The organism is Streptomyces sp. NPDC055239, assembly GCF_053606205.1.
Genome location: NZ_JBSGRD010000020.1, coordinates 90787 through 112576, shown reverse-complemented (window position 1 = coordinate 112576; position 21790 = coordinate 90787). Strand labels below are relative to the sequence as shown.

17 protein-coding genes and 1 riboswitch are annotated in these 21790 nt (G+C 69.6%); of the genes, 8 read left to right on the top strand and 9 right to left on the bottom strand.

Features of this window, described 5'->3' with window-relative positions; all coding sequences use genetic code 11:
- Positions 1-80 precede the first annotated feature (80 nt).
- Complete coding sequence (locus tag ACWFRJ_RS41365) at positions 81-1337, top strand: MFS transporter (protein ID WP_453543651.1); 1257 nt, start codon at positions 81-83, stop codon at positions 1335-1337.
- On the opposite strand, the gene ACWFRJ_RS41360 is transcribed toward ACWFRJ_RS41365, so the two are convergent.
- Together ACWFRJ_RS41360 and ACWFRJ_RS41355 are read right to left on the bottom strand one after the other, a co-directional pair.
- Positions 1331-2512 (bottom strand): FAD-dependent oxidoreductase, encoded by a 1182-nt coding sequence (locus ACWFRJ_RS41360; RefSeq protein WP_453543649.1) that lies wholly within the window; start codon positions 2510-2512, stop codon positions 1331-1333. The two genes, ACWFRJ_RS41365 and ACWFRJ_RS41360, sit on opposite strands and share 7 nt — an antisense overlap.
- An 87-nt stretch (positions 2513-2599) precedes the next feature.
- Complete coding sequence (locus tag ACWFRJ_RS41355; RefSeq protein ID WP_453543647.1) at positions 2600-4153, bottom strand: MDR family MFS transporter; 1554 nt, start codon at positions 4151-4153, stop codon at positions 2600-2602.
- Between the two features lie 162 nt (positions 4154-4315).
- Between ACWFRJ_RS41355 and ACWFRJ_RS41350 the strand changes: the two genes are divergently transcribed.
- On the top strand, positions 4316-4918 hold the full coding sequence (locus tag ACWFRJ_RS41350; protein WP_453543645.1) for a TetR/AcrR family transcriptional regulator: 603 nt from the start codon (positions 4316-4318) through the stop codon (positions 4916-4918).
- A 16-nt stretch (positions 4919-4934) separates the two neighbouring features.
- Here ACWFRJ_RS41350 and ACWFRJ_RS41345 read toward each other — a convergent pair whose 3' ends face one another.
- The 3 genes from ACWFRJ_RS41345 to ACWFRJ_RS41335 all read right to left on the bottom strand — a co-directional run bounded on the left by ACWFRJ_RS41345 (position 4935) and on the right by ACWFRJ_RS41335 (position 7631).
- Positions 4935-5600 (bottom strand): histidine phosphatase family protein, encoded by a 666-nt coding sequence (locus ACWFRJ_RS41345; protein WP_453543643.1) that lies wholly within the window; start codon positions 5598-5600, stop codon positions 4935-4937.
- Between the two features lie 146 nt (positions 5601-5746).
- Positions 5747-7090: a fibronectin type III domain-containing protein gene (locus tag ACWFRJ_RS41340; RefSeq protein WP_453543641.1), complete on the bottom strand. Its 1344-nt coding sequence runs from the start codon at positions 7088-7090 to the stop codon at positions 5747-5749.
- Between the two features lie 175 nt (positions 7091-7265).
- A complete protein-coding gene (locus tag ACWFRJ_RS41335; RefSeq protein ID WP_453543639.1) occupies positions 7266-7631 on the bottom strand; it encodes a hypothetical protein in 366 nt (121 codons plus the stop codon).
- A gap of 132 nt (positions 7632-7763) precedes the next feature.
- Between ACWFRJ_RS41335 and sigJ the strand changes: the two genes are divergently transcribed.
- On the top strand, positions 7764-8675 hold the full coding sequence (gene sigJ, locus ACWFRJ_RS41330) for an RNA polymerase sigma factor SigJ (protein WP_453543637.1): 912 nt from the start codon (positions 7764-7766) through the stop codon (positions 8673-8675).
- Here the strand turns inward: sigJ and ACWFRJ_RS41325 are convergent.
- Together ACWFRJ_RS41325 and ku are read right to left on the bottom strand one after the other, a co-directional pair.
- Positions 8672-9067, bottom strand: a complete 396-nt coding sequence (locus ACWFRJ_RS41325; protein WP_453543711.1) for a DUF3592 domain-containing protein — start codon at positions 9065-9067, stop codon at positions 8672-8674. The genes sigJ and ACWFRJ_RS41325 overlap by 4 nt on opposite strands.
- A gap of 195 nt (positions 9068-9262) precedes the next feature.
- Positions 9263-10228, bottom strand: coding sequence for a non-homologous end joining protein Ku (gene ku, locus ACWFRJ_RS41320; protein ID WP_453543635.1), 966 nt, complete (start codon positions 10226-10228; stop codon positions 9263-9265).
- A 311-nt stretch (positions 10229-10539) separates the two neighbouring features.
- On the opposite strand from ku, the gene ACWFRJ_RS41315 reads away from it, so the two are divergent.
- The 3 genes from ACWFRJ_RS41315 (at position 10540) to ACWFRJ_RS41305 (ending at position 14313) form a co-directional block, all read left to right on the top strand.
- On the top strand, positions 10540-11856 hold the full coding sequence (locus ACWFRJ_RS41315) for a phosphatase PAP2 family protein (protein WP_453543633.1): 1317 nt from the start codon (positions 10540-10542) through the stop codon (positions 11854-11856).
- 332 nt (positions 11857-12188) lie between these two features.
- Positions 12189-13532 (top strand): hypothetical protein, encoded by a 1344-nt coding sequence (locus ACWFRJ_RS41310; protein ID WP_453543631.1) that lies wholly within the window; start codon positions 12189-12191, stop codon positions 13530-13532.
- Positions 13533-13611: 79 nt separating this feature from the next.
- Complete coding sequence (locus tag ACWFRJ_RS41305) at positions 13612-14313, top strand: restriction endonuclease (RefSeq protein WP_453543629.1); 702 nt, start codon at positions 13612-13614, stop codon at positions 14311-14313.
- Positions 14314-14365: 52 nt separating this feature from the next.
- Here the strand turns inward: ACWFRJ_RS41305 and ACWFRJ_RS41300 are convergent, their stop codons facing one another.
- Complete coding sequence (locus ACWFRJ_RS41300) at positions 14366-15577, bottom strand: FUSC family protein (RefSeq protein ID WP_453543627.1); 1212 nt, start codon at positions 15575-15577, stop codon at positions 14366-14368.
- Between the two features lie 252 nt (positions 15578-15829).
- Between ACWFRJ_RS41300 and ACWFRJ_RS41295 the strand changes: the two genes are divergently transcribed.
- Positions 15830-16483, top strand: coding sequence for a YceI family protein (locus ACWFRJ_RS41295; RefSeq protein ID WP_453543625.1), 654 nt, complete (start codon positions 15830-15832; stop codon positions 16481-16483).
- A gap of 93 nt (positions 16484-16576) precedes the next feature.
- Here ACWFRJ_RS41295 and cobN read toward each other — a convergent pair whose 3' ends face one another.
- Positions 16577-20173, bottom strand: a complete 3597-nt coding sequence (cobN, locus tag ACWFRJ_RS41290) for a cobaltochelatase subunit CobN (RefSeq protein ID WP_453543710.1) — start codon at positions 20171-20173, stop codon at positions 16577-16579.
- Positions 20174-20242: 69 nt separating this feature from the next.
- A riboswitch (cobalamin riboswitch) is annotated at positions 20243-20374 on the bottom strand.
- A gap of 68 nt (positions 20375-20442) precedes the next feature.
- On the opposite strand from cobN, the gene cobG reads away from it, so the two are divergent.
- The gene (gene cobG, locus ACWFRJ_RS41285) at positions 20443-21762 is read left to right on the top strand and encodes a precorrin-3B synthase (protein ID WP_453543623.1); all 1320 of its coding nucleotides are present in this window, start codon (positions 20443-20445) and stop codon (positions 21760-21762) included.
- The last annotated feature ends 28 nt before the right edge of the window (positions 21763-21790 follow it).

Genomic DNA, 21790 nt, shown 5'->3' with positions numbered 1-21790 from the left:
GAGTGTGTACATTTGTACATACCCCGATGTCGGTCCTGTCGCCGACCCGAGCATTCTTCCGGATTCCGTGGAGCTTCCCCTTGATAGACCGCGCCGTGCGCCGACGCCGTCAGGCTCTGTATCTCTTCTTCTTCCTGCCGGGCATCTCCATGTCCTCCTGGGTCACGCGCACGCCTGACGTCCGCGATCAACTGAGCGTTTCCACCGGACAGATGGGGCTCGTCCTGTTCGGCCTGTCCGTCGGTTCCATGGGGGGCATCCTGTGTTCGGGCCGCCTCGTCTCGAGGTTCGGGACCCGGCCCGTGATCGCGCTCGGCACCGTCCTGATCATCGCGAGCATGGCCGTGATCGGAGGCGGCAGTTCCGTACCGTCCGCGCCGATGGTCGCCGCCGGTCTGTGCCTGTTCGGGGCGGGAATGGGGGCGGGCGAGGTGGCCGTCAACGTAGACGGCGCCGACGTGGAACGCCTCACCGGCACGACCGTCCTGACCACTCTGCACGGCTGCTTCAGCCTGGGCACCGTCATCGGCGGCCTTGCCGGCATGGTGGCCACCGCCGCCGACTTCCCCGTCGTCTGGCACCTGATCGCCGTCGCCGCGGTCTCCGTAGGGATCTTGGTCTACGCCCTGCGCGCCGTCCCTGCCGGTATCGGGACCAGTGACACACCCCGCGCCACGGGCACGGCCCAGCACGCCGGACCCTCGGTGTGGAGGGACCGCAAGCTTCTGCTGATCGGCGGCATCGTCCTGGCCATGGCCCTGGCCGAGGGCGCCGCCAACGACTGGCTCCCCCTCCTCATGGTCGACGGCCACGGCCTGGACGCCGCACTGGGTTCGCTCGTCTTCGTGGGTTTCGCCGCCGCGATGACCGTGGGGCGTTTCAGCGGCACGTTCTTCCTCAACCGCTTCGGAAGGGCGACCGTCGTACGTGCCAGTGCCATTTCCGGTGCCATCGGGCTCGTGCTTGTCATCTTCTCCGACAGCGCCGTCGTGGCAGCGGCAGCCGTACTGTTCTGGGGACTTGGGGCGTCGCTGGGATTCCCCGTCGCTCTGTCCGCGGCAGGCGACTCGGGTCCGGACCAGACCGCGCGCGTGAGCCTGGTGGCCACGATCGGCTACGTAGCCTTCCTGGTAGGCCCACCGGCCCTCGGATTCCTTGGCGACCACTACGGGCTGCGGTCCGCCATGGTGGTGGTCCTGGTGTTCGTCGCCGCGGCCATCGGCCTCGCCCCTGCCGCCGGCGCCCGCACCCCGGCCGTGGCGCACGGCGGTTCCCCCCAGGGCACGCCGTCCAGCAGCCCGGACGCCCCCACCTCCGCCGATCGTGAGCTTCAGTGATGCTGCGTCATGTGGGCGAGGGTCTGCTCGGCGCTGTCGGGGGCGAAGGCGCTGTCGATGCCCTCCGCTGCTCCTTCGGCGGCTTCGACGGAGCGCGGCATGAGGGTCTTCTCGTACGCGGTGATGGCCTCGTCGATGGTGGGGTGGTCGATGAGCGCCCGGGCGAGGTCCGCGCCGTCGAGCATGGCGAGGTTGGCGCCCATTCCTGAGAAGGGGGACATGAGGTGGGCGGCGTCTCCGAGGAGGGTGACGCCGGGTGTGTGGGGCCAGGCGTGCGGGACCGGAAGGGCGTACAGGGGGCGGTTGGTGAAGCCGGTGTCCGTGTCGGTGATGAAGCCGAGCAGGGCGGGGCTCCAGCCGGTGAACTCTCCGAGGAGGGCTTCGCGTACGGCGGCGGTGTCTGTGCCCGTGCCGGAGAAGTCGAGGCCCGCCTGCCGGTGCCAGTTCTCGTCGGTGCGCATGCCGACGTAGATGCGGATGTGTCCACCGCTGTTGCGCTGGGCGACGAAGCCCTGGTTGTTGTCGAGAGCCATCATCGTGCCCGCACCGGTGAGTTCAGCGAGGCGGGGGTGGCGGCGGTCGGCGTCGCCGAGGCCGGTTTCCACGAAGGTGACGCCGGTGTAGAGCGGCTTCGCGTCGGACAGCAGGCGGCGGACCTGCGACCAGGCTCCGTCGGCCCCGATGACGAGGTCGGCATCGGCGAACGTGTCGTCGTCGGCGAAGTCGTCGTCGGCGAAATGGAGGCGGTGCGTGCCGTCGCCAAGGGGCTCGACGCGGGTCAGCTTGTGGCCCCAGCGCACGGTGTCCGGCTTGAGGGAATCGAGGAGGAGGTCGCGCAGTTGGCCGCGGTCGATCTCGGGGTTGCCCTCGGTGGTGTCGGCCTCGGGCGGGACCGCGTCGAACAGTGTCCGGCCGTCCCGGCCGACCAGTCGCATCTGCTGGCCCTCGGGGCGGGCCGCGGCCAGGAATTCGTCCAGCAGTCCGGCTGCGCGCAGGGCGTGCTGACCGGAGTCCGGATGCATGTCGAGGCTGCCGCCCTGTGCGCGAGCGGTGCGGGAAGCGTCGACGTCGTGGACGGTGGCCGTGACGCCGTGCTCCTGCAGGACGCGGGCGCAGGTCAGGCCGCCGGGACCGGCCCCGATGATCGCGATGCGGGGTGTCTGGGTGGTGTTCATGGTGATGGTCCTCCGTTCGTGCGGCACAGCAGTGCTGCGCCGTGGTGCGGTGCGGTGTTGCTCGGTGAGATGCGCGGAGTGGTGGGGTCAGCCGGTCGTCGTGGCCGGGGCGTTCCGGGGCCGATCGGTGGTGGGCGGCGGCCCGGCCTTCTTCAACGGGACTTCGATGACGCGGAGCGCGGCGACGAAGGCGAGAGCACACAGGACCGCCCCGATGAGGAAGAGCTGGTGGGTGCCGTCGGTGACAGCGGTGAGGTAGGCGTCCTTGGCACCGGCGGGCAGCTTCGACACGGCGGTCGAGTCCGTCGCGGCGCCGACGCCCGGCAGGTGGGACTGGACGGCGCGGGTGAACAGCGAGCCGAAGACCGCGATGCCGAGCGAGCCGCCCAGGGTGCGGAAGAGGTTCACCGAGCTCATCGCGGCGCCCATGTCCCGCATGGCGACGCTGTTCTGCGCGACAGTGCTCGCCATCTGCAGGGTGAAGCCAAGACCGACGCCGACCACGACCATGTAGAGCGCGGTCAGCAGTCGTGAGGTGCCGGTGTCCATGGTGGCAAGGAGTGCCAGGCCCACGGTCAGGAACGCAGTACCGAGGATGGGGAAGATCTTGTACTTTCCTGTGGCGGACATGACCTTCCCGGCGAAGGTGGACACGATCACCACCGGGATCATCATGGGCAGCATCAGCAGCCCGGAGTTGGTTGCCGAAGCGCCCTGGACGGTCTGCTGGAACAGGGGAAGGTAGAGCCCCGTACCGAACATGACCACGCCTGCGGCCAGGATCATGGCCACCGCGAGCGGATAGTTGCGGTGGTTGGTGAACACCGACGGGGGCAACAGCGGCTCGTCGGCCCGCTTCTCCGTCCGGACGAACAGGGCAAGCCCGATCACGGCGACGGCTCCCAGGGCGACTATCTGCCAGGAGCCCCACGTGTAGGTGGTGCCCGCCCAGGTGGCGGCAAGGACGACGGCGCCAATGGAGATCGTCAGCAGGGCGATCCCGGCCCAGTCGATCTTTGCCTTGATACGCCGGGCGGGCACGTCCAGCATCAGCCACAGCCACACCAGGGCGAGCAGGCCGAGCGGCAAGTTGATGTAGAAGGCCCAACGCCAGTCCCAGTGCCCGGTGATGAACCCGCCGAGGAGCGGGCCGCCGATGGTGCCGATGGCCATGACCGAGGCGGTCATGCCCTGATACTTGCCCCGCTCCCGGGGCGGCACGAGGGCGGCGATCAGAGTGAAGGCGCCCGCGCCGATGCCACCGGCACCGATGCCCTGCAAGGCGCGGAAGGCGATGAGACCGGTCATGGACTGTGCGGCGCCGCACAGCGCGGAGCCGACGATGAACACGGCGATCGAGGCCAGGTACAGGGGCTTACGGCCGTAGAGGTCGCCGAACTTGCCCCAGATCGGGGTGGTCACGGCGGTGACGAGCGTGTACGCGGTCACGACCCAGGACATGTGCTCGAGCCCGCCCAGATCTCCGACGATCGTGGGCATCGCGGTGCCCACGACCATGTTGTCGAGCATCGCCAGGAGCATCGCGAGCATGACGCCGAGCAGTACCCAGCGCACGTTCTTCGGCACGGCCGCGGGGCCGGTGGCGGGTCCTGTGGCGGGGAGGGATGCAGACGTGGACATGGCTGATCACCCCTTTCGGAGATGAGGAAGAGGAAAGGAACAGGAAGAGAGCGGGGCCGAGCGGTGCCTCACGGCCGGCCGCTGCTCCAGAAGAGCACACCAACCCAATAAGTGCAACGACTCAACTTTTGAAGCTGAACAACCTAGGAGTAGAGTGCTGGTATGACCGACACCGAGACCGGCGCCCCACCGGCCCCGATGGGGCGCCGCGAACGCAAAAAAGCCGCAACCCGCCAAGCCATCGCGGATGCGGCACTACGCCTGTTCCTGGAGCGTGGATACGACGACGTCGGTATCCGGGAGATCGCGGACGCCGCGGACGTGTCCACCACGACGTTGTTCAAGCACTTCCCGGTCAAGGAGGCCCTCGTCCTCGACGAGGACGCCGCCCAGGAAGCCCGCCTGCTCGCCGCCGTACGCGAGCGGCCCCGAGGCCGGTCCATCCCGGCGGCACTGTGCGGGCACGCCCTGCTCCATCGCATGGCGGCCGCGGATGCCGACGCCCGCTTTACGGCCTTCTTCGACCTGGTCAACGGCACACCGGCCCTGCGTGACTACGTCCAGAACATGTGGCTGCGCCACACCGCGGCCCTGGCCGGGGTCATCGCCGAGGAGAGCGGTCTGCCCGCGGACGATCCCGCCTGCACCGCTCTGGCTCACTTCGCCCTCGAAGCCCCCCGCGCCGCTCGCGGCCACGACGACCCCCGCGGGGCCATCACGCGCGCCTTCGAGCTCCTGGAGAACGGCTGGCGCGCCCTTACCTGAACGCCAAGGGGTTGTTTCAGGCGGCCGGAACCGTTGCCTCCCCTGCCGGGCCGCTGTCCTCGGGCGAGTCTCCTTCCGGGCCCAGCGGGCGGCCCTCCCACACCAGGGCGCGCCAGCCCTCGTCGGGCGAGCCCTCGAGGATGACCACGCCCGTGTTGGCCAGCGGGTGGCAGGCCGAGTACGCCACGTCGACGTTGGCAGCCCGGGCGGCCACCCACATCCGGATCGCGGCACCGTGGCTGACCATGGCCACCGTCTCCACACCCGTCGCGGCCGCATCGGCGACGACGGCATCGAAGCGCCCCAGCGCCTCCACGCCGGTCTCGCCACCGGGCATCCGGCGCTCGATGTCGCCTCCGGACCAGGCGAAGGCGGTGTCGAGGTAGAGGGCGGCGGCCTCGTCGTCGCCGCGCATCTCCAGGTCTCCGGCGATCAGCTCCCGGATCCCGTCCCGGATCTGCACCTCAAGCCCTGCCGCGGCGGCCAGAGGCGCGGCGGTCAGCTGAGTGCGCTGCAGCGTGGAAACGTACAGGGCGTCGATCTTCTCCCCCGCCAGGGCCTCCGGCAGCGCGGCAGCCTGCTCCTGCCCCAGCGGCGTCAGACCCGGTCCCGGCGCCCCGGTGTCCAGGAGGTGCTTCAGGTTGGACGGGGTCTGGCCGTGACGTATGAGCAGCAGGCGCATGCGGGGACTACCTCCATGGGATGAAACAGACCCCTCCACTCTGCCACCACCAGCCCCCGGCCCCGCGCTCGGCCACGACCGTGGCCTCTCCCCCCACTGCGGTGGACCGGGGCCGGGAGGCGGTCTGCCTCCCGACCCCTCGTCCGTCAGGAAGTCGGCGTGGCCGACACCTCGGGCGACAGGGCAGCCTCGAGGCCGTCCTCGTTGTAGGCGGCGACGGCGTAGTAGTACTTCGTTCCACTCGTCAGACCACGATCCACGTACTCCGTGCTGCTCGTGGCGTAGCTCACCTCGGCGTTCTCTTTGGTGACTTGGGGACTCGTCGAGCGGTAGACGCGGTAGCCGGTCACGGGTGACTCGTTGCTGCCGTTCGGGACACCGAACCAGCTGAGCCGCACGCTGCCCGCGCCCGGTGTGACCTGGTAGATCTGCGTGGCGCTCGGCGGACGCGGCTCCGAGTACGTCGGCTTGACCGACGCGGAGGCGGGCGAGGCGACGGAGTGCTGGGACGTGGCGACGACGGCGTAGTAGTAGTCCCGCTCGCCCTCGCTCTCTCCCACCGTGCCGGTGTACTCGGTACGTGTCGTGGTGGCCACGCTGTTGGCCGGGTCGGTTATGTCGACCGGGGAGGTCTTGGAGCGGTAGACGGTGTAGGAGGAGATCGGTACGTACGGGCTCTGCGACCACGACAGGCTGAGCCGGTTGCCCACGAGTTGGGCGTTGCCGAGGGTCGGAGCCTTGGGCGCGGTGCTCGAGGTGACGGTCCTGGTGCCGCTCACGGAGTTCGACGCCACGGACTCGTTCCCGACGGCGTCGACACCCCGCACCTCATAGAAGTACATGAGGCCGGGGTCACCCTTCGTGTCACGGAGGGTCAGCGACGTCGTCGAACCGACCTTGACGCGACGGGCGTTGGGAGACTCGGCGCGGTACACCACGTACTTCACCGCGTCCGAGTCGCCGGTGCGCCACGTCAGTGTCACACCCCGCTCGTCCTCGGCGGTGCGGGTGAGGTCCCGCGGCGCGAAGGGCGCGACGGTGTCCCGGGTGCCGCGGAGGGGCTCGGTGTAGGGCGAGACGTGTCCGGCGCCGTCCAGGGCGCGGACCTTGTAGGCGTACTCGACGTCGGGGTCGGCCTCGCTGTCGACGTACGTACTCGTGGACACGGTGTCGAGCAGCGTGTACGGGCCGACCTCGTCCGGCTCGGTTCCCTCGGCCTCGGCGCGGTACACCTCGTAGGCGGTGGCCGCGGAGAGCGAACCCCAGGAGAGCGAGACGGTCTCGCGCCCGGAGGCGACGTTGAACATCTCGGGGGCGTGGTACAGGGGATCGTCCGGCTGATCCGGGTCGTCGCTGACGCTGCCTGCCCAGCTGGTGGCAGCCGTGGCGGGCGGGGCGGCGTGGGCGGTGCCGGTGGACCCGAGGGCGAGGAGGACGACAGCGGCCGCGGAGGCGACAGCTGCCGGTCTGAGACGGTGGTGTTGAGACACGGCTGGCGTTCCCTTTCCGGTGGAACCACGTACGAGCGTACGGGAGTTCGGGATGCAGTCGTGGGGGGAGTTGATGGCGCCGTGGGGGCAAGGAACTGTAGCTGTATCCGGCCAGGAGATGGGAGGCGGCGCGCGTGGTGGCCGCCCCTGTATCGGACCTCGGCCGCACCGGACCTCAGCGTCGTGCCAGCGCAAGCACGCTCAGCCCGAACATCAGGACACCCAGGGGAAGATGGACCGACGGTACGTGCGCGATACCGAGCGCGACCTGGGCCGAGGCGAGGACGAGGAAGCCGGACGCGTGCCAGACGGGCCGGGGCGAGCCGCCGCCCGGCTTCCACGCCAGGACCGCCACGAGCACGTACAGCATCGACGCCCCGTACATCACGCGGGCTCCGACACTGTGCAGCGTCTCTCCGTAGGACGCGGTCAACAGCAGTCCGGCGGAGACCGCTTGAAGGAAGATGGTCAGGGTCTGCAGAGTGATCGCGATCTGCAGAAACGGGAAGTGTCGCTGTGCCGTCGCCACTTGGGTCGCCATGTCACGGTCTCCAGTTCCGCCCGGGGCAGTTCTCCCGCCCGCGGGCAGTAGATCGATAAGGTCTCACTGCGCCGACGAGGCAGGCCTGCGAAAGGTAAGGCCGCAAGGCAAGGCGAGGGGGCGGTCGGGAGCATGGGGACGGCTGGAACGCGCATCGATGAGATAGCCGGTGAGCGGCGCCAACTGATCAATGTCGCCTACCGGTTGCTCGGTTCGCTGGCCGAGTCGGAGGACGCCGTACAGGAGGCCTACGCGCGCTGGTACGCGCTGCCACGAAACCGGCAGGAGGAGATCCTGTCCCCCGGCGCCTGGCTCACGACGGTGACCGGCCGCATCTGCCTGGACGTGCTCGGCTCGGCGCGGGCCCGGCGTGAACGTTATGTCGGCGCGTGGTTGCCCGATCCGCTGCCCGACCATGCCGAGCGGGACCACGGCCATGGCACCGATCTGGCCGACCAGATGGTCCTGGACGAATCGGTGACCATGGCCTTCCTCGTCGTCCTGGAGTCGATGACACCCGCCGAGCGGGTGGCGTTCGTCCTGCACGACGTCTTCCGGTACCCCTTCGCCGAGATCGCCGGCGTCCTCAGCCGGACCCCCGCGGCCTGCAAGCAGCTCGCGGCCTCCGCACGGCGTCGGGTGCGCGTCGCGCGGGCTCCGGTGACGGTGGCAGTGGCGGCTGCCGGGCAGGCCGACGCCGTGCGGCATGTCAAAGAGGCCTGGGAGTCCAAGGACATCGCGGCCCTCGTCGACCTCCTCGACCCGGACGCCGTCATGACCGCCGACGGCGGCGGCATGGCCGGCAGCGCCCTGCGCCCGATCGAGGGCGGCGCACGCATCGCCCAGTACATGGTCGCCATCGCCGACAGGGCTCCGGGGCTCGAACTCCTGGAGCGGTCGGTCAACGGCATGCCGGGCCTGGTGGCCCAGCGCGCCGGGACCGTCATGACCGTGGCCTCGTTCGATGTCACCGACGGCCGCGTCACCCGGATCTGGGCGGTTCGCAATCCGGAGAAGCTGCGGCCGTGGGGGCGGGACGCCTAAGAACGCCTGCGGCTGACCACCGCGACTGTCGTCCCGATTCCCGCCATCACGAAGCCGATCCCACCCAGGACGACCGGCAGCAGCCACAGCGAGGCGAACCCGTTGATACGCGCGTCCTCGGGCGAATCGGCGAGATACAGCACCTCGACCTGCTCCCCCCTGTCGTACGACGGCGGATTGGAGCCCGCCGAGCCCCGGAACGTCCTCGGCGTGCCGTCCGCCGGGGTGAACTCGACGACCGGGTACGCCGTGGGCCCGTCGTTCGCCCGCTGCTTACGGGATGTGCCGTGGATGTCGTTGCGCCACTCCAGCGACACCACCGTCCCCGGGGCCCGCTCGGCATCCGCCAGGAACGAGACCGATACCCCCACCGCGATCAACCCGCCCAGCATCAACAACGTACCGACCGTGATCGCCCCGAACGTGACCCACCGACCGGCACCCCACCCACGCACCCGAACCCGCACTACATCCCTCTCACTTGCCCAAAGTCAGAGGGACGTTATCCCAGGCCATCGGGCCGCTGCGCCTCAGCCCCTTGGGGTCCACGAGTTTCACAGCATCTGCACCGAGGGCCCGAGAACTGACTAGGCCCCGCGCTTCTTCGGTGTCGTCTTTCTCCCGGCTGCCGTCTTCTTGGCCGTGGACTTCTTGGCGGCGGTCTTCTTCGCGGTCGTCTTCTTGGCGGCCCTCTTCTTCGGCATCTCGTGGACGGTCGCGTTCTTTCCGCTGTCGCCGCTCTCGCCGCTGTCCCCGCTCTCTCCGCGGGCGGCCTGCGCCTTGGACACGGACTCCTGGAGCGCCGCCATCAGGTCCAGGACCTGCCCACCGGCCGGTGCTTCCTCCTCGTCGGGCTTGGGCGGCTTCTCTCCTCCGGCCTTTGTGCTGATGAGCTGCTCGAGGGCTTCGGTGTAGCGGTCGGTGGCCCAGTCCTGACCGGCGATGCCGTCGGCGGTCATGGAGTCGATGAGGAGCACGGCCCTGTCGATCTCCTCGTCGCTCACGTCGACCGCCTTGGGCGCCAGCTGCTGCGGATCCCTGACCTCGTCGTCCCATTTCATGGCGTGCAGCAGGATCACACCGCTCTGCACCCGGAGCAGGCCCAGGCGCTCTCTGCCGTGCCACGCGAACTTGGCAACGGCGGCCTTGCTGTTCCGTTCGAGGGCTTTGCGCAGGAGCGTGTACGGCTTGGCGGCGACCTGTCCGTCGGCCTGGAGGTAGTACCCCTCCCCGATGCGGATCGGGTCCACGCTCTCGTAAGGCACGAACGCGGCGATCTCGATGGCCTTCGCGGTCGGGAGCGGCAGCTCGTCGAGCTCGGCGTCGGTGACCGCGACGATCGTGTCCTTGCTGACCTCGTAGCCCTTGCCGATCTCGGCGCTCGTCAGCTGCTTGCCGTCGATCTCGCAGATCTTCCGCGTGCGGACCCGGCTCATGTCCTCGAGATGGAACTGGTGAAACGAGATCGAGTGGTTCTCGGTGGCGGGCAGAACCTTGATCGGGATCGTGACCAGGCCGAACGAGATCGCACCGGACCAGACGGGGCGGGGCATGCGATACCTCCGTGACAGCCCCGAGAAGACCAGTGTGGGGTCTCTGCGATCACTTCACCATCGCAGAGCCGACCCATCAGGGGCAGTGCGACCGGTAAGGGGCAGTGTCACTTACACGTAACCCGCGATACCCACCCGCATCACTCCGCTAACATGATCGAACTCACAACGAGTGCCGTGATCGCCGCCTTTCACCAGGAAACCATGCTATCTAGCACGAAAAGTGAGCTATTTAACTGACATCTAACAAATCGGCTGAAGCATTGATATCTATAGCATCTCGAATGTTTTCGCGGGAAAACTTCAGAACAATGTTCGTCGCGTGGCGTCAGCCACGGGCGATGCTGTGGACCGCGGTGAGCGTGGTGGCCTTCGGGTTCCTCATCGCTCTGGAGATCGCGGCGCGCCACTACGGCGTGGCGGGGCCGATCACCAATCAGGCGCAAGAGGTGATCTTCGCGCCCAAATCCGGTCCGCTGCTGTACGCCGGTATGGCGTTGATGATGGTGGCGCTCACCTGGCGACAGCGATTCATCGCGCTCGGTGTCGCGGCCGGGATCGACATCGTCTTCTTCCTGGTGCGGTGGGCTGTCGACGCCAAAATGATGTTCGGCAACGGCGCGTTGTGGGTGATCCTGGGCTGTGCGGTCATCGCGCTCACGCGCCGCACCGGCCAGGAACGCGTCCTGCTCCTGAAGGGCGTCGGACTGAGCCTGCTGCTCGTGGCCGGCCGCAAGACAGGTGACACCTGGCTGCTCATCACGTCGAAGACCCGCCCGACCGTGCTCGACCAGTACGTGGCGACCGCCGACCACGCGCTGGGCAACCCGTCATGGCTGGCGGGCCGGGTGGTCGCGTCCACCGGCTCGATCGGCGCCCACGTCCTGGACTACGTCTACATCCAGCTCGCGGTGGCCGCGGTCATCGTCGCGCTCTACCAACTGCGCAACGTGTCGGTCGAGCGCCGCTTCCCGGGCCATCATCTGGTGCGCACCTTTCTGGTCATCGGCCTGCTCGGGCCTGCCATCTACATGATCTTCCCGGTGGTCGGGCCGATCTTCACCTACGGCACCGGCGCCTTCGGAACCGGTGGCGAGCAGTGGGCCCTCGCCAACCTGTGGCCGCACACGCCACCGCCGATCGCGAATCCGCACGCCATACCCTTCGACGAGATCACCCCGCGCAACTGCATGCCCAGTCTGCATACGGCGTGGGCCACCACGATCTTCATCCACTCCCGCAAGGGCCCACGACTTCTGCGCTACGCGGGCGTGTTCTGGCTGATCGCCACGCTCTCCGCGACGCTGGGATTCGGCTACCACTACGGCGTGGACCTCATCGCCGGCGTGGTGTTCGCGTTCACGATCGACGCGGCGCTGCGCGCGATGGCCCGTGGCTGGGACCGGGCAGGAATCCAGCTGGTCGCCTATGGCACGACGGTCTTCGCTCTGCTCCTGGTGTCGTATCGCTATCTGCCGTTGCAGATGGCCGAACACCCGTGGATCTTCGGACCACTTCTCATCCTGGCGATGATTTCGGTGATCCACGGATATGTGCGGACCACCAAACTGTGGGAGCCGGAAGTCGCACCGGCGCCGAAGCCGGAACCCCAGCCCGAGCTGGTCTGAGGCATGTCGCACCCGCGCCGATGGTTGCCCGTCGCGCGCGAGTACGGCACAAAAGTCCGCCGCAGCGACCTGCCCCACTGATGCAACCGACGCATCCGCACCGCGCAGGGCACGCGACACATTGACCCCCGGGGTCTCCCGGTGTTCGCTCGCCTACGGTGCACCTGGTCACGACCGATCGCCGCAGAGACCGATGACCCGGGGGCCGCACGGGGGACTGCGCACGGCGGGAACTGCGCACGGGGATCGACACGCTCTGCCACGCCCTCCCCTCCCCTTCACGAGCGGGCCCGGAAGGCACACGCAGACCGCAGTCGACACAGGAGGAACCGATGACCGTTCATCAGCGCGTGACGGCCGCGAGCGCCGCGCTCGCCGCCCTCTGCGCCGTGACCGTCCTGGCACCCGCGGGCGCGTCCGCCGACACCGCCGCGCCGAGCACCGAGCGGCTGAGCGTCGGCCCGGGAGGCGTTCAGGGCAACGCCGCTTCCACGAACCCCTCCATCAGCACCGACGGACATTACGTCGCGTTCGTGTCGGCGTCCAGAAACCTGGTCGAGAACGACACCAACGGCACTCCTGACGCCTTCGTACGCGATCTGCGCACCGGGAAGACGGAGCGCGTCAGCGTCAAGAGCAACGGAAAAGCGAGCCACGGTGTCGTACGGGAGGTCTCACTCAGCCCCGACGGGCGGTATGTGGTCTTCACCTCCACCGCCGACGATCTCGTGAGCGGCGACCCGAACGACCTCGACGACGTCTTCCTGCACGATCGGAACACCGGTAGGACCACACGGATCAGCCCCACGGGCGCGTCCTACGACGGGCTGCGCAGCAACCTGACGTACGACCCCGTGGTCAGCGGCGACGGTCGCTACGTGGCCTACGCGTCGGGCGCCGAGGATCTCGTCGCGGGGGACGCCAACAAGCGGGACGACGTCTTCCTCTACGACCGCAAGAAGAAGACCACGGAGCTCGCTCAGCTCACCAACGAGGGCAAGCAGGGCGAAGGCGACGCGTTCGCCCCGGCGTTCGCGGGCGACTCCGGCGGCCGGTATCTCGCCTTCACCTCCAACACCTCCGGCCTGGCCGGGGTGGAGGACCACTCCCTCGCGACGGACATCTTCCTGCGCGACCGGGAGAAGGGCACCACGGAACTCGTCAGCATTCCGCACAGCTACAACCGCAAGACCCCGTCCTGGGACCCCGCCCTCAGCGGTGACGCCCGCTATGTGGCGTTCACCTCGACCTCCAGGGCACTCAGCCCGGAGGGACCGGCACCGACCGCCTCGCACAACGTCTTCCTCTACGACCGCGAGTCGAAGCGTATGCGGCTGGTCAGCGCCGCCGCGGACGGCACTCCGGCCAACGGGGAGAGCGACGACGTCTCGCTGAGCCGGGACGGGCGCTACGCGGCCTTCACCTCCGCCGCCTCCAACCTCGCCCCCGAGGAGGACGGCGACAGCAGCACGGACGTCTTCCTGCGGGACATGGTGACCGGCGATGTGCGCCTCGTCAGCGAGGAGAACGAGTCGGCGTCCGAGGACACCGCACCAGGGCCGCGGACCGGCGTCAGCGAAGACGGCGGCGCGGTGGTGTTCGACTCCCCCGCCGGAAACCTCGTGCCCGGCGACACCAATGGCGCGGCCGATGTCTTCCTGCGTCTGCTGCGCTGACGTACTCCGCTCTTCAGCGCGTTGATCTTGGGCACACGGAGGCAAGTGATCTTCGCTTTCGACCTCCGTAGGGAGTGCAATGACCGTAACCTCGCGCCCGGTTCGGCGTATGGACCGTGAACGGCGCTTCGATCTGCGCGGGACTTCGCTGTTCTTCGCTCTGCTCGCGATCATCCTGTGCGTTCTGGTGTTCCTGGTCCGCACCGCGGCGAACATCGTCGAGAGCCGCCCGCTGTGGGTCGGCTCTCTCGTCGTGGTGGGCATCGCTGGCGCGTATCTGTGCCGGTCCAAGTGGCGCCGCGTCTCCGCCGCGAGATACGCGCGCCGTGCCGCCGAAGCGCTGGAGGAAGCGACCGTCGCCCTCGCCCCTCCCGTCGAGCGGGCCGAGTACGCCGCACTCGATCCCGACGGCTTCGAGCGCGCCATAGCCGACCTGTGCGTTCGTGACGACTGCCAGGAGGTCGAAGTGGTGGGAGGAGCAAACGACTTGGGCGCGGACGTCACGGCGATCACGTCCGACGGGCTCCGCGTCGTCATCCAGTGCAAGCGCTACGGCGACGCCAACAAGGTCGGATCTCAGGATCTGCAGCGCTTCGGGGGGACCTGTTTCACCGTCCACGAGGCCGACATCGCGGCGCTCGTCACGACGAGTGACTTCACCGCTCCCGCCCTCGAGTACGCACAGCAGAGCGGCATCGTGTGCGTGAACGGCGAGGACCTGGACGCCTGGCTCGACGGCACCGGTCCAAGCCCCTGGGAGGAGGCGGGCGCCGCTGCCTGACCGGGGCGGAGCACTTGCTGAGGGGTTCCCGCTTGGATCAGCCCTAACCGAGTCACGCGTTCTGGTCGACGTGCCGCTGGAGCACGTCGCAGACGTGCTGGAACTCCTCCATGAGGCGGCTGGACTCGACGACGAGAACTCCGTACGGGCGAGCCGGGTCGGTCAGCGGCAAGCCTGCCCGGCTCGCCCCGTCGGCCACGTTACGACAGCGTCCCTGCGCCTCGTCGGCCAGGCCGCACATCTGTCGGGCCTGCTCGGTGAGCGAGTCCTCGTCCAGCTCGCCGAGGACCTGGGCGATCTTCGCGAGGGTCTCCAGGAAGTCGGCGTAGCCCCGGAGGAAGGCCCGGTCGTCGTGCCGGCCGCCCTCCTCCTCGTGCCACTGGTGCAGGCTGCGTGTCAGCGACGCCACTTGGTAAAGCGAACGTTCGAGGGCGCCGAGGACCGCGCCGTACCCCTCGACGGAGGTCCGGCCCCGATACCGGCGCAGCAGTCGGCGCGGGTTGAAGTAGAGACTCTCCTCCGCGGTACGGAAGCCGTCCCGTGCCTGCGTGATGAGGCCTCCGGTCTGCTCGGCCCTCCAGCGCCACTGCCGGCAGTTCTCCTCGTCCAACTCCCCCTCGCGCAGCACCGGATACATGTCGCTCACCAGCTCGCCCAGAGCGGTGGACAGCGAGCGGATCCCGTATTCGGCGCTGCGGTAGCGCATCGGCGGGGCCACCGTGACGTTGACGACGACCCCGATGGCGCAGCCGATGAGGACCAGCAGGACGATCTCCCCGAGCTGGGTGGCCTTCTGGGTCGCGGACGTGGCGGAGGCGTAGGTGGAGAAGGCGAAGAACGCCGCGGTGGCGACCTGCGCCCCCTGCGCGCCGAGCGCCGGCCAGCGCCCGATGGACAGGCCCACCAGCGCGACGAGGACGAACGTCAGCAGGTCGGGACCGCCCAGGAACCCCAGGACCGCGACCATGGCCACGCCGGCCGTCACCGCCGCCAGGTAGCGCAGGGACTGCAGCAGGGACTGGTACACCGTCACCTGCATGATCAGCACGGCGGAGAACGGGGCGAACGCCGGGGACGGCGCGTCGAGCACGTAGGAGGAGACGACCCAGGCCAGGGTCGCGGCCAACGTGCTCTTGAGGACCAGGAGCAGCGTGTGGCGCTCGTAGCCCGGGATCCCCCGCGCCCGCTGCCACCATCGCCGCGCGCGCTCGAACCGCCCCTGGGCCGCGGCTTCAAGCCCCTGCCCTCCGCCCTCGCCGGCCATGCACCGACTCCATTCCGATCAGCTGGTCATCGAGCCCAGCCTGGTACCCGGCAGATCCGCCCGCATGCGGACCGGCACCGCTGTGACCCTGAGTGATCTCAGGCGATCCACCCGTGCCTCCACATCCGTGCCGATCTTGTGCATCTTTGCAGTCAGTGCCATGGAACCCGGACGAGACCTCACATCTTGCTGAGCGGCACCTGCCGACAGCGTGATAACACGGAGTGATCAAATCCAAGGAGACGACGCATCATGGGTATCTTCAGCCGTCGCCAGACCGCGACCCTCGAACCGACGCAGTCAGTGGGCCCCGGTTCGTCTTTCCCCGCGGTATCCGATGCCGCGCTCGACCCGGCGCTTCGTGCGCTGACCGGGCAGTGGACCATCGACCGTCCGCACAGTCGCATCGGGTTCTCGGTGCGGCACGCGATGGTCACGACGGTGCGAGGTGCCTTCGCCGACTACGACAGCACGTTGTACTTCGACGGTGCCAGGCCCTCCGAATCGCGGGCCGAGATCGTCATCAAGGTCGCCAGCGTCGACAGCGGTGTGGAACAGCGGGACACGCACCTCATAGGCACCGACTTCTTCGACGCGCGCCGCCACCCGGAGATGACGTTCCGCAGCACCTCCACGGTCCACGAGGGCGGCGAGACGTTCCGCATGTCCGGGGACCTGACCATCCGGGGCGTCACCAGGCCCGTCGAGCTGCAACTCGACTACCTCGGCTCGGTCGTGGACCCCTTCGGCTTCGAGAGGGCCGGTTTCGACGGCACCACCACCATCGACCGCACCGACTGGGGCCTGGTCTACAACCAGCGCCTGGAGCAGGGCGGCGCCATGGTGAGCGAGAAGGTGCGGCTGCAGTTCGACATCTCCGCCATCCGGGCCACGCTCCCGGAGTAGTACGGAGCAGTACGGAGCAGTACGACGAGGGGAGGGCCCCATCCCGGTGCCGGGATGGGGCCCTCCCCTCGTTCACTGGCCGGAGGACGACGCTCAGTCCTTGCCCTCCAGATCGCCTTCCGTCTCCAGGTACGCCTGGCGCAGGGCCTCGATCACAGCCGGATCGGGCTTGGCCCACATGCCGCGCGACTCCGCTTCGAGGAGGCGCTCGGCGATGCCGTGCAGGGCCCAGGGGTTGGCCTGCTGAAGGAATTCACGGTTGGTCGGGTCCAGGACGTACGTCTCGGTGAGCTTGTCGTACATCCAGTCGGCGACCACGCCCGTCGTCGCGTCGTACCCGAAGAGGTAGTCGACCGTGGCGGCGAGCTCGAAGGCTCCCTTGTAGCCGTGGCGGCGCATCGCCTCGATCCACTTGGGGTTGACCACGCGGGCGCGGAAGACACGCGAGGTCTCCTCGACCAGGGTGCGGGTGCGGACCGTCTCGGGGCGGGTCGAGTCGCCGATGTACGCCTCGGGGGCGCTGCCCTTCAGCGCGCGGACCGTGGCCACCATGCCGCCGTGGTACTGGAAGTAGTCGTCCGAGTCGGCGATGTCGTGTTCGCGAGTGTCGGTGTTCTTCGCCGCGACCTCGATGCGCTTGTACGCCGTCTCCATCTCCTCCCGCGCCGGACGCCCGTCGAGCTCACGGCCGTAGGCGTAGCCGCCCCACACCGTGTACACCTCGGCGAGGTCGGCGTCGGTGCGCCAGTCGCGGGAGTCGATGAGCTGGAGCAGGCCCGCACCGTAGGTGCCGGGGCGGGAGCCGAAGATGCGGGTGGTGGCGCGGCGCTCGTCGCCGTGGGCCGCCAGGTCGGCCTGCGCGTGGGCGCGGACGAAGTTCGCCTCGTCGGGCTCCTCAAGGGATGCGGCGAGGCGGACCGCGTCGTCCAGGAGGCCGATGGTGTGCGGGAAGGCGTCGCGGAAGAAACCGCTGATGCGCAGGGTGACGTCGATGCGCGGGCGGCCGAGCTCGTCCGCGGGGATGGCCTCAAGGCCCGTGACGCGGCGCGACGCGTCGTCCCAGACCGGGCGGATGCCGAGGAGGGCGAGGGCTTCGGCGACGTCGTCACCGGCGGTGCGCATGGCACTCGTACCCCACAGGGACAGGCCGACCGAGGTCGGCCAGTCGCCGTTGTCGGTGCGGTAGCGCTCCAGGAGCGAGTCGGCCAGGGCCTGGCCGGTCTCCCAGGCGAGGCGCGAGGGCACCGCCTTGGGGTCGACGGAGTAGAAGTTGCGGCCGGTCGGCAGGACGTTGACCAGGCCGCGCAGCGGGGAGCCCGAGGGCCCCGCGGGGACGAAGCCGCCCTCCAACGCGTGGACGGCGTGGTCAAGTTCGTCGGTCGTGGCGGCGAGGCGGGGCACGACCTCGCTCGCGGCGAAGTCGAGGATGTCGGCGACGGACTGCGGGTGGCCCCCAGCCACTCCCGCCACGGCCTCCGGGGCCCAGTCCGCGTCCTCCATCGCCTGGACAAGCGCGCGTGCCTGCTCCTCGACCTCGTCGGCGCTTGTGCGGGTGGCCGCCGACTCGTCGAGGCCAAGCGCCTCGCGCAGGCCGGGCAAGGACGCCGTGCCGCCCCAGATCTGGCGGGCGCGCAGGATCGCCAGGACCAGGTTGACGCGGTCGGCACCGGCCGGGGCGCCGCCAAGGACATGGAGGCCGTCGCGGATCTGGGCGTCCTTGATCTCACAGAGCCAGCCGTCGAGATGCATGATGAACTCGTCGAAGCCCTCGTCCTCGGGGCGGTCCTTGAGCCCCAGGTCGTGGTCGAGCTTCGCCGCCTGGATCAGGGTCCAGATCTGGGCGCGGATCGCGGGCAGCTTCGCCGGGTCCATCGCGGCGATCTGGGCGTGCTCGTCGAGGAGTTGTTCCAGGCGGGCGATGTCGCCGTAGCTGTCGGCGCGGGCCATCGGCGGTACGAGGTGGTCCACGAGGGTGGCGTGGACGCGCCGCTTGGCCTGCGTGCCCTCCCCCGGGTCGTTGACCAGGAACGGGTAGATCAGGGGCAGATCGCCGAGCGCCGCGTCGGGGCCGCAGGCGGCGGACAGGCCCGCGTTCTTGCCGGGCAGCCATTCGAGGTTGCCGTGCTTGCCGAGGTGGATCATCGCGTCGGCGCCGAAGCCGTTGTCGTCGGCGGAGGCGGCGATCCAGCGGTAGGCGGCCAAGTAGTGGTGCGAGGGCGGCAGATCGGGGTCGTGGTAGATCGCGATCGGGTTCTCGCCGAAGCCGCGCGGCGGCTGGATGAGGATGAGCAGGTTGCCGCGGCGCAGGGCGGCCAGGACGATGTCGCCCTCGGGATTGCTCGACCGGTCCACGAACATCTCGCCGGGGGCGGGGCCCCAGTGCTGCTCCACGGACTCGCGGAGCTCGGCGGGGAGAGTGGCGTACCAGCGGCGGTAGTCGGCCGCCGGGATGCGGACGGGGTTGCGGGCCAACTGCTCGTCGGTGAGCCACTCCTGGTCGTGGCCGCCTGCCTCGATCAGGGCGTAGATCAGCTCGTCGCCGTCGCCGGAGACAAGGCCCGGCACCTCGTCCGTACCGAAGTCGTATCCCTCGGCCTGGAGTCGGCGCAGCAGGGAGACGGCGCTCGCGGGGGTGTCGAGGCCGACGGCGTTGCCGATCCGGGAGTGCTTGGTCGGGTACGCGGACAGAACGAGCGCGATGCGCTTGTCGGCGGCCGGGATGTGGCGCAGCCGTGCGTGCCTGACGGCGATACCGGCCACGCGGGTCGCGCGCTCGGCGTCGGCGACGTACGCGGGAAGTCCGTCCTCGTCGATCTCCTTGAAGGAGAACGGCACCGTGATCAGCCGGCCGTCGAACTCGGGGACCGCGATCTGGCTCGCCGCGTCCAGCGGCGATACGCCCTCGTCGTTGTCCTCCCAGTCGCTGCGCGAGCTGGTGAGGCAGAGCGCCTGGAGGATGGGTACGTCGAGGCCGCTGAGGGCTCCGGCGTCCCAGGACTCGTCGTCGCCGCCCGCAGAGGCTTCGGCGGGGCGTGTGCCGCCTGCCGCGAGGACCGTGGTCACGATCGCGTCGGCGGCGCCCAGTTCCGCGATGAGTTCGGGTTCGGGGGTGCGCAGCGAGGCGACGTACAGCGGCAGCGGGCGGGCTCCTGCGTCCTCGACGGCGCGGCACAGGGCCTCGATGAAGGCGGTGTTGCCGCTCATGTGGTGGGCGCGGTAGTAGAGCACCGCGACGGTCGGTCCCTCGACCTGACGGGCGGTGCGCTCCAGCGGGCCCCACGAGGGTGCGGGGGCGGGCGGTTCGAAGCCGTGCCCGGTCAGCAGGACGGTGTCGGAGAGGAACCGGGCCAGCTGCTCCAGGTTGTCGGGGCCGCCGTGCGCCAGGTAGGCGTGGGCCTCGGCTGCGAGGCCGATGGGGACCGTCGATGCGGCCATCAGCTGGGCGTCGGGGGCCTGTTCGCCGGTGAGGACGACCACGGGACGTCCGGTGGCGAGGACTTGGTCGAGGCCGTCCTGCCAGGCGCGCACACCGCCGAGCAGACGTACGACGACCAGGTCGGCGCCGTCCAGGAGCTGCGGAAGGTCCTCGAGCGGGAGCCGGGAGGGGTTCGCGTAGCGGTAGGCGATCGGTCCGCCTGCGGCGCGGGCGCTGAGCAGGTCGGTGTCGGACGTCGACAGGAGCAGGATCATGCGGCGTCGGGCCTTCCTCGGGGTGTCCACGCCCCGGGTGGTGTCGATGGCGTCTCCCCTGCTCGAGCGGACGAGAGCTCGGGGAAGGGAGTTCCTGACTCACCCGGCACCAGGACCGGGCTCACAGTGGCGGGACCGCGCCGGATTCACACCGGGCTTCCTCCCCTTGTCGCCGTCTGTGGCGACGACGGGCCGGTTGGCCCGTCGCTAGGAATACTAAGGGCCGGGCAACTACCGGGGGGCAGGCGGACCTGCTGCGATAGGTCGGTATGCTCGCCGCCATGCCCCCATCGGTCCCCCCGCCAGCACTCCCGGGAGACGAGTCTGCCCGCGACCGCGGTGACTCCTGCCCCGGGACGCTTCGGCTGCACCGGGCGGACGACGGGGCGCTGGCCCGCGTCCGCGTTCCGGGCGGCCTCCTGAGCGTGGGGCAGGCAGACGTGCTGCGGGATCTGGCCGAGCGCCTTGGAGATGGCGAGTTGCATCTCACATCGCGCGGCAATGTGCAGCTGCGCGGTCTTCGCGCGGACCGCGGGAGCGAACTGGCTTGTCTGCTTGGCGAATCGGGGCTTTTGCCCTCCGAACGCCACGAGCGGGTGCGCAATGTGGTGGCCTCCCCGCTCTCGGGGCTCGACGGTCTGGGTGAGCGGGACATCCGTCCGTGGCTGTCTGCCCTGGACGAGCTGCTGTGCGCCAGCGACCGGGCCACCGCCCTGTCCGGCCGGTTCTTGTTCGCCCTCGACGACGGTCGCGGCGACGTGGCCGCCCTCGGCGGTGATGTGACCCTGACGGCGCGGGGCGAGGACGAGGCTCTGCTGCGGATCGGACCGGCGCGCGACGCCGTCCTGATCGCGGCCGCGCAGGCACCGCGGGCCGCCCTCGTCGCGGCCGAGACCTTCCTGGAGCAGGCGCCCGACGCGGGTGCCTGGCGGGTGACGGATCTGCCCGGCGGCGTCGGTCCTCTCCTCGACGCGGTCCTGCACCGCCTGCGGGAGGCCGGTTTCCGCGTCACTCCCACCACAGGGCCGCTCCCCCAGGACGCGGTCGGGCCCGCCATCGGCGTCGTACCCGGCCCCCCCGACAAGGCCGCGCTGTCCATCGGCCTGCCGCTGGGAAGCGTCAGCGCGCCCTCATGGCAGACGCTGACGGACACCGCCCGCGAGCACGGCAGCGGCGAACTGCGGCTGACCCCCTGGCGCGGAGTCGTCGTGCCGGGAGTCGAACGGTCAGAGGCCGCACGACTTCTGGCGGATCTGGGGGCCGCCGGCCTCATCACCGCGCCCGACTCCCCCTGGACGGGAGTGGGTGCCTGTATCGGCCGGCCCGGCTGCGCCAAGGCTCTGGACGACGTACGCGCCACGGCGCAAGCCTCGTTGGGACCTGTCGGGGCCCTGCCCGTGTACTGGTCCGGGTGCGAGCGCCGGTGCGGACATCCCCACGGGGAGTGGGTCGACGTCGTCGCCACCCCCGACGGACATCAGATCTCCCGCGTACACGGCGAGAAACGGGACGCTCCTGCGAGCATTCCGGGCAACACGGGCAGCCCGGGTGCAGCACTCGCCGCCGCCGTGGCCGCTACCCGCGGCTGACAACACATGAACACATGAACAACTCTGC